This window comes from Streptomyces sp. NBC_00162 (genome assembly GCF_024611995.1).
In the GTDB taxonomy this organism is placed as follows: Bacteria; Actinomycetota; Actinomycetes; order Streptomycetales; family Streptomycetaceae; genus Streptomyces.
Map to the genome: position 1 here is coordinate 7,569,937 of NZ_CP102509.1, position 13,813 is coordinate 7,583,749.

Annotated in this window: 15 protein-coding genes; 7 read left to right on the top strand and 8 right to left on the bottom strand. The window is 73.8% G+C overall.

Annotated features, from left to right (window positions below; translation table 11 throughout):
- Window positions 1-813, top strand: a complete 813-nt coding sequence (locus JIW86_RS34935) for a class I SAM-dependent methyltransferase (RefSeq protein ID WP_257558078.1) — start codon at window positions 1-3, stop codon at window positions 811-813.
- Between the two features lie 7 nt (window positions 814-820).
- Here the strand turns inward: JIW86_RS34935 and JIW86_RS34940 are convergent, their stop codons facing one another.
- From JIW86_RS34940 to JIW86_RS34950, 3 genes are all read right to left on the bottom strand, one after another.
- Window positions 821-1,264, bottom strand: coding sequence for a subtilase-type protease inhibitor (locus JIW86_RS34940; protein WP_257558089.1), 444 nt, complete (start codon window positions 1,262-1,264; stop codon window positions 821-823).
- 397 nt (window positions 1,265-1,661) lie between these two features.
- On the bottom strand, window positions 1,662-2,117 hold the full coding sequence (locus JIW86_RS34945) for a Crp/Fnr family transcriptional regulator (protein WP_257558091.1): 456 nt from the start codon (window positions 2,115-2,117) through the stop codon (window positions 1,662-1,664).
- A 169-nt stretch (window positions 2,118-2,286) separates the two neighbouring features.
- Complete coding sequence (locus JIW86_RS34950; protein WP_257558093.1) at window positions 2,287-2,589, bottom strand: hypothetical protein; 303 nt, start codon at window positions 2,587-2,589, stop codon at window positions 2,287-2,289.
- Between the two features lie 357 nt (window positions 2,590-2,946).
- Here JIW86_RS34950 and JIW86_RS34955 point away from each other — a divergent pair, with 357 nt between their 5' ends.
- The gene (locus JIW86_RS34955) at window positions 2,947-5,679 is read left to right on the top strand and encodes a DNRLRE domain-containing protein (RefSeq protein WP_257558095.1); all 2,733 of its coding nucleotides are present in this window, start codon (window positions 2,947-2,949) and stop codon (window positions 5,677-5,679) included.
- Window positions 5,680-5,698: 19 nt separating this feature from the next.
- On the opposite strand, the gene JIW86_RS34960 is transcribed toward JIW86_RS34955, so the two are convergent.
- A complete protein-coding gene (locus JIW86_RS34960) occupies window positions 5,699-6,109 on the bottom strand; it encodes a DUF3224 domain-containing protein (protein ID WP_257558097.1) in 411 nt (136 codons plus the stop codon).
- A gap of 119 nt (window positions 6,110-6,228) precedes the next feature.
- Here JIW86_RS34960 and JIW86_RS34965 point away from each other — a divergent pair, with 119 nt between their 5' ends.
- On the top strand, window positions 6,229-7,191 hold the full coding sequence (locus JIW86_RS34965) for a helix-turn-helix transcriptional regulator (protein ID WP_257558099.1): 963 nt from the start codon (window positions 6,229-6,231) through the stop codon (window positions 7,189-7,191).
- A 46-nt stretch (window positions 7,192-7,237) separates the two neighbouring features.
- Here the strand turns inward: JIW86_RS34965 and JIW86_RS34970 are convergent, their stop codons facing one another.
- Complete coding sequence (locus JIW86_RS34970) at window positions 7,238-7,729, bottom strand: GNAT family N-acetyltransferase (RefSeq protein ID WP_257559554.1); 492 nt, start codon at window positions 7,727-7,729, stop codon at window positions 7,238-7,240.
- 414 nt (window positions 7,730-8,143) lie between these two features.
- Window positions 8,144-8,596: a hypothetical protein gene (locus JIW86_RS34975; RefSeq protein ID WP_257558101.1), complete on the bottom strand. Its 453-nt coding sequence runs from the start codon at window positions 8,594-8,596 to the stop codon at window positions 8,144-8,146.
- 106 nt (window positions 8,597-8,702) lie between these two features.
- On the opposite strand from JIW86_RS34975, the gene JIW86_RS34980 reads away from it, so the two are divergent.
- Window positions 8,703-8,999: a hypothetical protein gene (locus JIW86_RS34980; protein WP_257558103.1), complete on the top strand. Its 297-nt coding sequence runs from the start codon at window positions 8,703-8,705 to the stop codon at window positions 8,997-8,999.
- Between the two features lie 25 nt (window positions 9,000-9,024).
- Here JIW86_RS34980 and JIW86_RS34985 read toward each other — a convergent pair whose 3' ends face one another.
- Window positions 9,025-9,465, bottom strand: coding sequence for a hypothetical protein (locus JIW86_RS34985; protein WP_257558104.1), 441 nt, complete (start codon window positions 9,463-9,465; stop codon window positions 9,025-9,027).
- A 191-nt stretch (window positions 9,466-9,656) separates the two neighbouring features.
- Here JIW86_RS34985 and JIW86_RS34990 point away from each other — a divergent pair, with 191 nt between their 5' ends.
- Together JIW86_RS34990 and JIW86_RS34995 are read left to right on the top strand one after the other, a co-directional pair.
- A complete protein-coding gene (locus JIW86_RS34990; RefSeq protein ID WP_257558106.1) occupies window positions 9,657-10,958 on the top strand; it encodes an MFS transporter in 1,302 nt (433 codons plus the stop codon).
- Between the two features lie 95 nt (window positions 10,959-11,053).
- On the top strand, window positions 11,054-11,782 hold the full coding sequence (locus JIW86_RS34995; protein WP_257558107.1) for a peptidoglycan-binding domain-containing protein: 729 nt from the start codon (window positions 11,054-11,056) through the stop codon (window positions 11,780-11,782).
- Window positions 11,783-11,790: 8 nt separating this feature from the next.
- Here JIW86_RS34995 and JIW86_RS35000 read toward each other — a convergent pair whose 3' ends face one another.
- Window positions 11,791-12,534, bottom strand: a complete 744-nt coding sequence (locus JIW86_RS35000) for an SDR family oxidoreductase (RefSeq protein ID WP_257558109.1) — start codon at window positions 12,532-12,534, stop codon at window positions 11,791-11,793.
- 153 nt (window positions 12,535-12,687) lie between these two features.
- Here JIW86_RS35000 and JIW86_RS35005 point away from each other — a divergent pair, with 153 nt between their 5' ends.
- Window positions 12,688-13,764 carry an RNA ligase (ATP) gene (locus JIW86_RS35005; RefSeq protein WP_257558111.1) on the top strand — a complete coding sequence of 359 codons (1,077 nt, stop codon included), beginning with the start codon at window positions 12,688-12,690 and terminating at the stop codon, window positions 13,762-13,764.
- Window positions 13,765-13,813: the final 49 nt, after the last annotated feature.

Below are 13,813 nucleotides of genomic sequence, written 5' to 3' on the forward strand. Positions count from 1 at the left end.
ATGACGACCGCCGACGACTACGAGACGTACGTCGCGGAAGCCCAGCAGGCCACGATGAAAGGCTGGGACTTCAGTTGGCTGAACGGTCGTGCGGACGGCGGGGGACCCTCCTGGGACTACGAGCAGCGTGCCCGCGTCCTGCTCTCGCGTGCGCGAAGCCTCCTGGACATCGACACCGGCGGCGGTGAATTCCTCGCCGCACTCACCCTGCTGCCACCGCGAAGCGTGGCCACCGAGTACTGGGTGCCCAACCTTCGCCTGGCCCGGCAACGCCTTTCCCCGCTGGGCGTAGAGGTCCACCAGGCATCGGGCTCGAACCTGCCCCCCGGCCCCTTCGACCTGGTCCTCAACCGTCACGGGGTGCTCGATGCGGCAGGCATCCGCACGGCACTCGCGCCGGGCGGCCGGCTCCTCACCCAGCAGGTGGGCAGCCGCAACCAGCTGGAACTGAACGAACCCCTCGGCATCCCCGCACCGGCCGACCCGGACAGCTGGACGCTGGATGTCGCCGTACGGGCACTGGAAGGCGCGGGCCTTCGCGTGGCAACGGCGCGAGAGGAGATGAGCCCCTACACCTTCCACGACATCGGAGCGGTGATCTTCCAACTTCGGGCCATCCCCTGGCAGTTCCCCGGTTTCGAGCCCTCCGAGCACGAATCCGCGCTGCGCCGACTCGATCGGCGCATCAGAATCGCAGGCGGATTCACAGTGCGCGACCACCGGTTCCTGATCGAAGCGCAAGCAGGAAGGTGGTCGGCGGTTGAGCCCGGCCGGGCGGCTGTCGACGTGCCGCCCGGCCGGTGCCCGCACTGAGAGGCTGTCAGAAGCCGAACAGCGCGCCGGTGGTGTTGCGCATGCCGCACGGGTTGCCGAAGGTGTACTCGTAGTTCAGCCGGCGGCCCTGCCACACGCCGTCGGCCGTCACCGTCATGGGGTTCCACTCCTTGGTACACGCGGTACCGGGCTCGGGCGCCGCGAGGGCGTCCAGCCGGGGCGCGTTCGACCGTAATTCGGCACAGGCGGCGGCCGGGTTCGGGTGCGTCCCGCCCGGTGTCGGCGCACACACCAGCGTCACCGCGCGCAGCACGGTGCCGGTCGCGGTGTCGTCCCCGGCGGTCACCCCGAGTACGAGCGCGGACGGGGCGTACAGGCTTTCCGTGCCGGAAGGGGCGGCTCCGGCCGACCCGGGCCAGGCCAGCGCGGTGAGCGCGGTGAGCGCCATGGCGGCGGAACCGAGCCCGAGACCCCTGGTGATGGACCGCATTTCGAACACTCCCTTGGGTTGTTGTTTCGGATAGCGGACAGAGTCTTGCCCACGCGGGCCGTGAACGCCCGTTCGCACCCCCATTTTTCGTCACCGATCGTGTACGGATGATTGCAGACCGGAGCGGTGTGGCAAGGGCTGACCTGTGGGGGAGCGGCTCGCCGAATCGGCTGAACACCGACCGGAGACACGCGCGAAACCCTTGCGAAATCCGTCTGCGAGGAGGTTTGGGACCCCTGCCCGGGGTCCTGCCGCACGTCCGCAGCGGCATCGTGATCCCCTGGGAGGCCCTCGGTACGAGGGCGCGCGGGCGCACGCGTGCGCGGCCCTGGCGGTGCTCTGCGCCACCGTCCCGGCCGCGGTGTCCCTGTGCTGCCTTGCCGGGCCCGACTTCCGCCTAGGCCGAGGCGCGCGGGGCGTACAGGTCGAGGAGCCGGGTGCGGGTCTGGTGCAGCCGCAGGGCCAGGACCCGCCCGACCCAGTGACCGATCGCGGACCCGAAGGCGGGATCGGCGTCCATGAGCATCCGTACCCTCCCGCCGTCGAACTCGTACGCGCGCACCGGCGTCATCGCCTCGGCGCTCAGCTGCCACACGTACGGCGGGAACAGCCAGGACCAGCCCACCAGCTCACCGGGACCGAGGTTCTCCACGGGCGCCGGCCGCCGCCCGTGCACGGGGATCTGCAGGGTCACCGTGCCGGAGCGGACGATCCAGAAGGAGTCCGCCCGGGTGCCTTCCTCGAAGATCGCCGCATTCTCGGAAAAATTGACCTCGCGGGCCTGGGACATCAGCCGGCCACGATGCTCGGTGGACAGCACGGCAGCCATCCGGACGGGGGAAGGTGTGCTCACGACGGCCTCCGATCACGACCCCCCACGGCGCACTGATACACCCAGTGTCGCCGACGCACGCCCGATCCAGACCGGATCGGGCGGCGCTTCTTCCGGGCAGCGCGGATCGGCCCGTATGCCGTCCGTCCCGGCGCGGCCGCGGATTCGGTATGCGCCGTGCCCGCCCCCGCTACTCCTCGGCGTTCGCCTCCAGACAGGCCAGCTCCATGGCGTCCAGCACCGCCTCGTGGCTGCGCCCGCTCAGCTCGGCGACGTTCTCGATCTGCGCCGTCGCCCAGGCCGCCAGCGTCATCGCGAGCACCCGCAGCCCGTCGGTGCCGTAGTCCGCCAGAACCGCGTCGGTGACGATCATGGCGTCCTCGGGCACCTGCTCCGGCGGCTCCAGGCCCGCGAGGCCGCGCAGCATGGCGAGAGTGCGGCGCGAGATCTCCGGAGTCAGCCTCGCCAGCCGCATGTCCTCTTCTTCGTCCATCCGCCCCACCCCTCCACCCTCCGGTGCCGTGCCCATCACCCTCAAGGCACGGTAGAGGGGACGCGGCCCCGCGCGGGGCCGTTTCGTCAGGGTGGCCACCCGGGGGCCGGGACCTACCGGAAACATGACCGGCGGCAGCCGTCCGGATCCGGACGGCCGGACCCCGGCAGGCGCGGGACGAAGGTGTACGGGCGCGGCGCGATTCGGCATCCGATACGTCAAGTGGGGTGAACCGAGCGCCGATTAACCCTAAGGTGCGCCCGTACGCATGGCCGCGGCCCGCCGTCCGGCGGATTCCGGCCATGACTCGGCGGCCGCGCGCGATACGGCCGCACAGCACACCGAACTGGGGGGTTCATGCGTACATCCAGACGACTGGCGGCTGCTCTCGCCCTGTCCCTGGCCGGAACCGGCGCAGGCCTGGGCCTCGGCCTCGTCCCGCAGGCGGCGGCCATCACCCCGCCCGTGGCGTTCACCGCGGACGCACTGCCGACCTGGCAGCCCAACGGCGTGGTCTGGGCCCTCGCCGAGGCGGGCGGCAAGGTCTTCGTCGGCGGCACCTTCTCCGCCGTACGCCCGCCCGCGGGCGGCGCCGGCAGCGAGCAGCCAGCCGTGAACTTCGCGGCGCTCGACGCCGCCACCGGCGCCCCGACCTCCTGCGCGCTGTCCTTCACCATCGGCTCCGGCACCGCGACGGTCCGCGCGCTCACCCTCTCGCCCGACAAGCAGACCCTCTACGCGGGCGGCTACTTCGGCGCCGTCAACGGCACCCCGGTCTCCAGCCTCGCCGCCATCGACGTGGCCACCTGCGCCGTGAAGCCCGCGTTCCGTCCCGCCTTCGCGGCCACCGTACGGGCCCTCGCCGTCACCGGCGACACCGTCTACGCGGGCGGCGACTTCCTCAGCGTGGCCGGCCAGCCGCGCGAACGCTTCGCCGCCGTCGACGCGGCCGACGGGGCGCTGAAGCCCTTCACCGCCGACGCCGACGAGCCCGGCCGCGCCGTCGAGGTCACCCCGGACGGCAACCGGGTGGTCCTCGGCGGCGACTTCTTCACCGTCAACGGTACGAACACCCACGCACTGGCCGTCGTCGACGCGACGAGCGGCGCGCTCACCAAGTCCTACCCCGGCTTCATCGAGACCAACTCGGTCGTCAAGGACATCGCGACCGACGAGACCGGGTTCTACACCGCCAACGAGGGCACGGGCGGCGGCGTCTTCGACGGCCGGATCGCACTCAACCTCTCCGACTTCGGCCAGCGCTGGCGCGACACCTGCCTCGGCGCCACGCAGGCCGTGCTGCCGTACCAGAGCGTGCTCTACAGCGCCTCGCACGCCCACGACTGCTCCAGCGTCGGCGAGTTCCCCGACGGCCAGCGCCACCACCTGCTCGCCCAGCCCACCGGCGGCACCGGCAAACTGGGCTGGGCCCCCGACACCAACGACGGCATCGGCGAGGGCATCGGCCCGCGCGTGATGACCGTCGGCTCCAAGGGCGGCGTCCAGTACCTGTGGGTCGGCGGCGAGTTCACCACCGTCAACGGCGCGGCGCAGCAGAGCCTGACGCGTTTCGCTTCCACCGGGGACACCGGCGCGCCCAGCGTGCCCGTCGCAAGTGCCGTCAGCTTCAAGCCCGGTGAGGCCCAGGTGCGCTGGCGCACCAGCCTCGACCTCGACGACAGCGCGCTGACCTACCGGATCTACCGCAACGGCGCGGCCACGCCGGTCGCCACGGTCACCGCGGACTCGCTGTTCTTCCGCCGCCCCCAGGCCTCCTGGACCGACACCACCGTGACCCCGGGCCAGACGTACACGTACCGGGTGACCGCGACCGACGCGGCCGGGAACACCAGCGCCCTGTCGAGCACCGCGAGCGTGACGGTCCCGACCTCGGTGGACGGCTACCCGAACCAGGTGCGCGCCGACGGAGCCCAGCAGTACTGGCGCTACGACGAGTCCGCCCTGCCCTTCGTCGCCGACTCCTCGGACGGCGGCAACCAGAGCGGCGTGCACCTGAACGCCCCCGCCGTGCGCCAGACGCCCGGCGCGGTCTCCGGCGCGAGCACGGCGATCGGGTTCAACGGCACGGACACCCAGGTGTACGGGGACAAGCGCCAGAACGTGGGCAGCGCCTACACCATCGAGACCTGGTTCAAGACGAACACCGCACGCGGCGGCAAGCTCTTCGGCTTCGGGAACAACCAGTCGCGCGGCAGCAACCAGTACGACAAGCACCTCTACATGACCAATGACGGCCGCCTGGTCTTCGGCGTCTACACCGGCGCCACCCGCACGGTCACCACCGGCGCCGCGTACAACGACAACCAGTGGCACCACGCCGTCGCCACCCAGGGGCCCGGCGGGATGACCCTCTACGTGGACGGCGTACAGAAGGGCACGCTGAACGTCACCACGCACGAGAACTTCTCGGGCTACTGGCACGCCGGCGGCGACAGCCTCGGCGGCTGGCCGGACCGTCCGACGAGCGAGTACTGGGCTGGCCAGCTCGACGAGACCGCCGTCTATCCGACCGTCCTGAGCGCGGCGCAGGTGCAGAACCACCACGCCCTCGCCACCGCCCCGGCCGACTCGGTGGTGCGGGTGACCGCCTCGGAGGACACGTACGCCAACGCGGGCGCGCCCGACACCAATTACGGGACCTCGAGCTCGCTCGCCGTGCGGGGCACCTCGTTCTACGCGAGCTACCTCCGCTTCAACCTGCCCGCCGCGCCCGCGGGCACGGTGCTGAAGTCGGCCACCCTCAGCGTCAAGACGAGCACGATGAGCGGCGCCAGTACGGCGGATACCGTCTCGGTCGTCCCGGTCACCGGGTCGTGGACCGAGGGCGGGACCACGTACTCCAACCGCCCGGCCCTGGGCGGACCGGCGCTCGGCAGCTTCGCGGGGATCCCCGACGGCTCGGCGGTGCACACCGCTGGGCTGGACACCCAGACCGTCGCCGCGGCCCTCGGCGGCGGATACGGCCTGGCCCTGACCAGCGCCGGTACGGACGCCTTGTGGCTGTGGTCCTCGGAGGCGCAGGCCAACGAGGGCCCCCCGCAGCTGACGCTGACCTTCGGCGCGCCGTGATGTAGCGCGCGCCCGGAACTCAGGCGAGGGAGTACACGAAGGTGTATTCCACGGAGGAGTCGCCGTGCCGGAAGGTGAACCCGCCGGAGCCCGTCAGTCCGGCGAGATCGCCGGTGCCGGAGCCCGGCACCACCTCGAAGCGGCAGACGGTGCCGGCCGGGTCGAAGCTGCCGCACTCCTCCAGTACGAAGGTGCCCTTGCGGCCGTCGACGCTGCCGGAGAGCAGTTCCATGCCGGTGTACGTGCCGACGTTCTCCCCGGTGTAGGCGATCGTGTAGGCGCAGGTGGTCCGGTTCGCCTCGACCCCGCCGGTGAAGGAGTTGGCGACCTCGGCGTGGGCGAGGCGCGGGGTGGCCTCCGCGGGGCCGACGGGCTGCTCCTGCCAGTCGGCGAAGGTGAAACGGCCGCCGGTCTCTACGGACGTGGGCATGGTGATCCTTTCGGCGGGACCCGGAGGGCTCGTCCCCGCCCGGGCCGTTCATCGGTCTGTGTCCACAGGCTGGCAGCCGTACCTGACACCTTGTGTCAGGTAGGGCGACAATCAGTGCCATGCGCGCCGACCGGCTTCTCTCCCTGCTCCTGCTCCTGCAGAACCGCGGCCGGATGACCGCGCCCGAACTCGCCGCCGAGCTCGAGGTGTCCGTCCGTACCGTCTACCGCGACGTCGAAGCCCTCGGCGCCTCCGGAGTCCCCGTCCTCGCCGACCGCGGCCCGGCCGGCGGGTACCGGCTGGCGGACGGCTACCGCACCCGTCTCACCGGCCTGACCGACGCACAGGCCGGCTCCCTCTTCCTCGCCGGCGCCCCAGGCCCCGCGCGGGAACTCGGCCTCGGCGCCGAGCTGGCCGCCGCCCAGCTGAAGCTCCAGGCCGCGCTCCCCGCCGCACTCGCCGAACGGGCGCGGACGATCCAGGACCGTTTCCACCTCGACGCGCCCGCCTGGTTCCGGGACGCCGACCCCGTCCCGCACCTCGCGCGGATCGCCCAGGCCGTCTGGGACCAGCGGGTCCTGCACACCCACTACCGCCGCTGGGGCGGCGAGGTGCACCGCGCTCTGCATCCGCTCGGCCTCGTCCTCAAGGGCGGCATCTGGTACCTCGTGGCCCGGGCCGTGGATTCCGTTCGGACCTACCGGGTCTCCCGGTTCCTGGCGGTGGACACCGCGGCCGACGCCTTCGAGCGGCCGGCCGGATTCGAACTCGCCGCGTACTGGGGGGAGTCCACCCGCCGCCTGGACGCCGTCCTCCACCAGCAGACCGCCGATCTGCGGCTCTCGCCCCGTGGGCAGCGGCTGCTGCCGATGCGGTTCGGCGCGGCGGGCGTACGGGCGCTCGAGGCAGCCGGCCCGGCCGACGCGGAGGGCTGGGTGCGGATCCGGCTGCCCGTGGAGTCCGAGGCCGTCGCGGTCGGCGACCTCCTGCGGCTGGGCGCGGACGCCGAGGTCCTCGGCCCGTCCGAGCTGCGCTCGGCCCTCGCCGGCACGGTCGCCGCGCTCGCCGCCCGCTACCGCTGACACCCGCCGCCGTGTTCGGGCCGCCCGAGGGCGGACGTCGTCCTGCTCACCCTGAGCCGAGGGACTCCCAGCGGATCTCGCCGTCCTGGCGGTACGGGGTCGGGCGCAGCCCGCAGGCCGCGGCGACGGCCGCCGAGGCGGCGTGGTCCGGGTGGACGTGCGCGACCAGCAGGCCGACGGGCAGCTCCGTCAGCCAGTCGGCGAGGGCCCGGGCGGCCTCCGTGGCGAGCCCGTGGCCCTGCCAGGGGGCGCCGACGGTCCAGGCCAGCTCGGCCCGGTCGAGGGCCGCGCCGATCGTGGCCTGGACGGTGCCGACCAGCCGCCCCTGGCCGCGCAGCCGCAGCACCCAGTTGGCCCAGACGACCGCCGGGTCGGGGGAGCCGGCGGCGAGCCGCTCGTAGCGGGCGCGCAGCGCGGGGGCCGACAGCGGTGCCCCGCCGGTGAAGGCGTGGAGAGCGGGATCGGCCAGGACGAGGGCCATCTCGTCGGCGTGCGAGGGGTGCAGGGGGACCAGGTCGAGACGCCGGGTGGCGAGCAGGGGCGGCCGGACACCGGACCGGCGGACCTTGCCCGCCGCGCCCGGGCGGGCGACGCCGTCCACGGCCAGGCAGATGCCGAACACCCGGTCGTGTCCGGTCCAGCCGTTCACGCGGCCTCGGTTGTTGCTGATCTGCACGCGCCGGCGGGCGGTGTCCACCGCCGAGACCAGATGCAGGTACACGGAGCCGGAGACGCGGGCCAGGACGATGTCGCCGACCTCGAGCAGCGCCGGGTCGACCGGTGCGACCCGGCACTGCCGACGGCTGTGGATCAGGGGCGCCATCGATCCGCCGGCCGGCCGGAACTCCACGGTCTCGCCCCGGCCGATGCGGTCCGCCAGTGCGTCGAGCATGCCCATCCGTCGAGTGTCTCGGTGCGGGGCGGCGCGGGCCACCGGTTTTGGCGGCGGCGGTCAGCGCGGGGGTTCCACCTCGAGGAAGCGGCGGCGGCGGGGGCCCCGGTAGAGGAGGCAGACCCAGCCCAGCCGTTCCAGTGCGGCCGCGCAGGCGGTCAGCCGCTCCTGTTCCTCCTCGGCCGCGCCGCTGCCCTTGGGGCCGGCCCAGGTCACCTCGGCCCGGCCGGGCTCCGGGCCGGCGGCCACCCGATAGCCCTTCCGCGTCGGCAGGCCCTCCGCGTCCGCCGCCGACGGTGTGATCCCCGACGCCTCCAGTACGAGGGCCACCGCGCGGGGCAGCTGCCGCACCTCCCACGGCGCGGGAACCGCCTCGCCCGCCGGGCCGTTGACCAGTCGGCGGATCTGCAGCAGCCCCTCGTAGGCCGTGCGCAGTTCCGCCGCACGGCCTACGTCCGGCGCGGCCGGGCCGTCGCCGGTCGCGGGCTCGAAACCCTGCCCGGGTACCGCCATCACCCACCACCCCGCCGCCACGCGTCATCCGTCTGAGTACGTTGTGCCCAACGGCCTGAGTATCCGCCCCGATTCCCCGCCGCCCCGCCGCTGGTCGAATGGGGCCATGATCTCCGAGGCCCCCAGCGGCGCGCCGACCCGCCCGCGCATGCAGCACGTGACCACCGCCGGTTCGGCCCTGGCCGTCGCCCTGGTCCCGCTCGTCGTCGGCGTGCTGCTCGCCAAGGCGATGGCCGCCGACCCGATGACCCCGGTCAACGCCCTCATCGCGGGCGGCGGCCAGCGGGCCGCGCTGCCCCGGGGCGAATGGCGCCGCCGCGGCCGCAGCACCGTGCACCGGCTGCGCACCGCCCGCCGGGACACGGTCCGCCGCTGCGCAGGCGTCTGCGGCCGCCGCCCCTGAGACTCCGATTCCCCGGCCCGCGCGGTCAGCGGCCGTACTGGCGCAGGCACAGGTCGACGATGGACGGCGGAACAGCCCCCTCCACGGCCGAGCACAGCTCGTCCAGACCGGGTGGCGGGGCAGGCCGACGCAGCGGGTGGGGGAGCGTGGGCTTGGCCGAGCGCGAGCGCCGGGGCGGCGCCGCCGGTTTCGCGGGCCGCGAGGCGGGCGGCCGGGCGGCCCTGGCCGGAGGCCGCCCTTCCGACGGATCCGGACCCGGCGTGTCCGCCGCGGCCGCCGGCAGCTCACCCAGCGGCAGCGACTGCGGCAGGGGCGCCGGTACGGGAGGCGGCGCGTCGGGCGCGTCGGTGGGCGATACGGAACCGCCCGAGGGAACCGGAGCCGAATCCTGCGCGCCGACGGAGACGCAGCCGGCGCTCGCCAGGAGCGCGAGAAGGGAGAGGGGCACGGCCCGGCGTAACTGCATCCGACCACCTTGCCGTACGGCCCGGCCGGCCGGGTCCACCGCCTCACGCGTCCGGGTGACGGCGGCTTCCGGGAATTACCGGGGCGGCCGGAGAATTGGAACGGCAGTGCGGGTGACGGGGGAGGCGCGACCCCCGGCGCCCCGTGCTGCCGCGTTCTGCCCGCCGATCAGCCCGTACGGAGTACCGATCCATGACCTCAGCCGCCGCGCCCGGCACCCCCGCGCCGACTCCCGAGCCCGACCACGAGCCTGACCGCGAGCTTGACCGTGAGCCCGTTTCATCCGCATATGCTGCGAAATCTGATGAAGGGCCTGCCTGGAAGGGCTGGGCGGCCGTCTGCGCCCTCGCGCTCGGGATCTTCTGCCTGATCACCTCCGAGCTGCTGCCCGTCGGCCTGCTCACCCCCGTCGGGGCCGACCTCGGCGTCTCCGACGGGACCGCCGGTCTGATGGTCACCGTGCCCGGACTGGTCGCCGGGTTCTGCGCACCACTCGTCACCGTCGGCGCCGGCCGGCTCGACCGGCGGCTCGTGCTCTGCGTGCTCATCGCCCTCATGGCCGCCGCCAACATCGTCGCCGCCCTCGCCCCGACCTTCGCCGTCGTCCTCGCGGCCCGCGTCCTGGTGGGCGTCAGCGTGGGCGGGTTCTGGGCCATCGCGGGCGGGCTCGCCGTACGGCTGGTCCCCCGGCGCCACGTCGGCCGGGCCACCGCGCTCGTCTTCGGCGGCGTCCCCACCGCCTCGGTGCTCGGCGTCCCCGCAGGGACCCTGCTCGGCGAACTCGGCAGCTGGCGCACCGCCTTCGCGGCGGTCGGGGCCCTCGGCCTCGTCACCCTGACCGCGCTGCTCCTGCTCCTGCCCCCGCTGCCCCCGACCCGGAACATCACCTTCGCCCAACTCCCCGCCCTGCTCCGCTCGAACCGCGGAGTCCGCGCGGGAGTCATCGTCACCTTCCTCGTGGTGACCGGGCAGTTCGCCGCCTACACCTTCGTACGGCCCGTCCTCCGGGACGTCTCCGGCATCGACGCCGAGTACGTGAGCACCCTCCTGCTCGGGTACGGGGTCGCGGGCGTGGCCGGCAACTTCCTGGCCGGGGCCCGCGGGGCGCACCGCACGCTGCTCACGATCAGCGCCTGCCTCACCGTGGTCCTCGCCCTGATCGCCGTCCTCCCCGGAGCCGTCGCCGGGACCGCGCTGCTGCTCGCCTGGGGGCTCGCGTACGGCGGGGTCTCGGTGACCCTGCAGAGCTGGATGCTCACCTCGGCTCCGGCCTCGGCCGAGGCCGCCACCTCCCTCATGGTGGCCATGTTCAACCTGGCCATAGCGGCGGGCGCGTTGCTCGGCGGGCTCGCGGTCGACGGAATCTCGGCCCCCGCCGCCCCGCTCGGCGGAGCCGCCCTGATGCTCCTGGCCGTGGGCACCGTATGGGCCACGTCGGTCCGCCGGCAGCCCGGCAGAACGGATGGACAAGGGCAGACCGGACACCCGGCTTGACCGGGGCCGCCGTGGAGGCAAGAGTGCGCCGGTCGAGAACCACCGCTTGAGCTGCACTTCGGAGATGCCTCAGATGTCCCAGCCGGGGAGACACCGTGTCCCACGACTCCGATGAGAGCGCGGGCATCCCCGACGACCATCTGCTCGTACGTCCGTACGTCGCCCCCTCGGGCGGGCCGTCCCCGGCGACGGCCCCCGCCTGGCCGCAGACCGGGCCCCTCGCGTTCCCGGGCCCGGCGACGGCGCCCCGCGGCGCTGCTCCCGCCCCGGTGCCCGCTCCGGCCCCCGCGTCCCCCGGCGCCCGCAGGCGCGGCGGCGGGCGGGGGGCGGCCGTCGCCACCCTGCTCGCGCTGGCCGCGGCCGGCGGGATCGTCCTCCTGCTGAACGGCCCCGATCCGGAACCGCCGGCCCGCTCCGAGCGGCCGCCCGAGCTGTCCGTGCCGGTGCTCCCGGCGCGCGGTGCGGATTCCGGCGGCGAGCCCGGGCCCGGCGCCTCCGCACGGTCCGGCGCGCCCTCGGCCAAAGCCAGTGCCTCCGCGTCGCCGGGACCGTCCGCCGGCCAGGGCACGAAGCCGGCGCCCTCGCCGAGTGCGTCGGCCGTCCGACGCGCGGCCCCCGCCGCGACGCTGCGCATGGGGGACAGCGGGCCCGAGGTGCGCGCCCTGCAGGAACTGCTCTTCGGGCAGGGGTTCACGTACGTCTCGATCACGGGCGTGTACGACGGCCAGACCAAGCGCGGTGTCAGCCAGCTCCAGCGCGACCGGGGCATCAAGGGCGACCAGCCGGGCGTCTACGGCCCGGCCACGGCCGCGGCCTTCGGCTGACGCCCGACTCAGCGCCCGCCGGAGACCCGCAGCACGGCTCCCGTCGTGTACGAGGACTCCGGGGAGAGCAGCCAGGCGATCGCCCCGGCGATCTCCTCGGGCTGCCCGGGCCGGCCGAGCGGGATCCCGGCCGCGGCCCGGGCCGGGCGGTCGGGGTCGCCCATCGCCGCGTGCATGTCGGTCTCGATGATGCCCGGCGCCACGGCGTTGACCCGGATGCCGTCCGGGCCGAGCTCCTTGGAGAGGCCGATGGTCAGCGCGTCGGCGGCGGCCTTGGTCGCGGCGTAGTGCACGTAGTCGCCGGGGCTGCCGAGGGTGGCCGCCGCCGAGGAGACGTTCACGATCGCCCCGCCGCCCGACTCCGCCATGTCCCGGGCCGCGCGGCGGCAGCACAGCAGGTACCCGAGGAGGTTGACCTCGACGACCCGCCGCAGATCCTCGGTGCGGGCATCGGCGAGGCGGCCCAGCGGGCCGGTCACCCCGGCGTTGTTGACGAGCCCCGTCACCGTGCCCAGTTCGGCGCCGGCGATGTCGAAGAGCCGCTCGACGCCGCACTCCTCGGAGGTGTCCCCGCGTACGGTCACGCAGCGGGCACCGGTGGCCCGTACCCGCTCGGCGACGGCCTCGGCGGCTGCCGCGTCCTGCGCGTAACCCAGCACCAGGTCGTGCCCGTCGGCCGCCAGGCGCAGGCAGGTCGCCGCGCCGATGCCCCTGCTGCCGCCGGTGACGACAGTGACCGGACGAGGTGACATGGGGGGCTCCTGGATGCCGAAGGTGCGTTCGGGGGCGAGGATACGCCAGGCGCCGAGACGGCCCTTAGCATCCCGAAATGCGCTGGACCAGTGGAAATGGCGGCGCCGAGAGTGGTCGTCGCTTCCACATCCGTACGTCCGAGGAGACCTTTCATGTCGACCTTGCGGGTCACCGCCGAAGAGCTGACCGTCCATGAGCATCCGAACGCCGACGCGTTGGAGCTGGCCCAGGTGGGCCTCTACCGAGCCGTGGTCGCCAAGGGCGCCTATCACACCGGAGAGTTCGCCCTCTACATACCCGAGCAGGCCGTGCTGCCCGCCGAGTTGATCGAGGAGCTCGGGCTGACCGGGCGGCTCGCCGGAAGCTCCGCCGACCGCGTCAAGGCGGTCCGGCTGCGCGGAGAGCTCTCGCAGGGGCTGGTGTGCCGGCCGCGCGCGCTCGCCGACGTCGACCTGGTGCAGGCGGCCAAGGAGGGCACGGACTTCGCGGAGCTGCTCGGCATCACCAAATGGGCTCCGCCCGTCCCGACCACGATGAACGGCGACGTCGAGTCGGCTCCGGACCTGATGTCGTGGGTGGACATCGAGAACCTCCAGCGCTATCCGCACATCTTCGAGCCCGGCGAGCCCGTCGTCCTCACCGAGAAACTGCACGGCACCGCCTGCCTGTTCACGTACGTCGCCCAGGGCGAGCGGGTGCTGGTCTCCTCGAAGGGCTTCGGTGCGAAGGGGCTCGCGCTGAGCGAGGACGAGCGTAACGTGTACTGGCGGGCCGTACGCGGCCACGGCGTACCGGCGGTCGCGGCCGGGCTGGCCGCGCGGCTCGGCGCGTCGCGGATCGGGATCTTCGGCGAGGTGTACGGGGCGGGCGTCCAGGACCTGGCGTACGGGACCGACGTGCGCACCGCCGACACGCCGCCCGGGTACGCCGTCTTCGACGTGTCCGCCGAGATCGACGGGCAGGTGCGGTGGCTGGACCCGGCGGAGGTGCTGTCGGACGGTGAACTGCCGGTGGTGCCGAGGCTGTACGAGGGGCCGTACGAGCTCGACAGGGTGCTGGAGGTGGCGAGCGGTCGGGAGACCGTGTCCGGGCGGGGCCTGCACCTGCGCGAGGGGGTCGTCATCCGCCCGGCGACGGAGCGGTACAGCCCGGTTGTGGGCGGCCGCGCGATCGCCAAGGCGGTCAGCCCGGCGTACCTGACCCGAAAGGGCGGCACGGAGTACGAGTGACGGCCCCCGGCCGGGGGGCTCGCCCCGCGCAGCGGCAGCACCCCGCCCC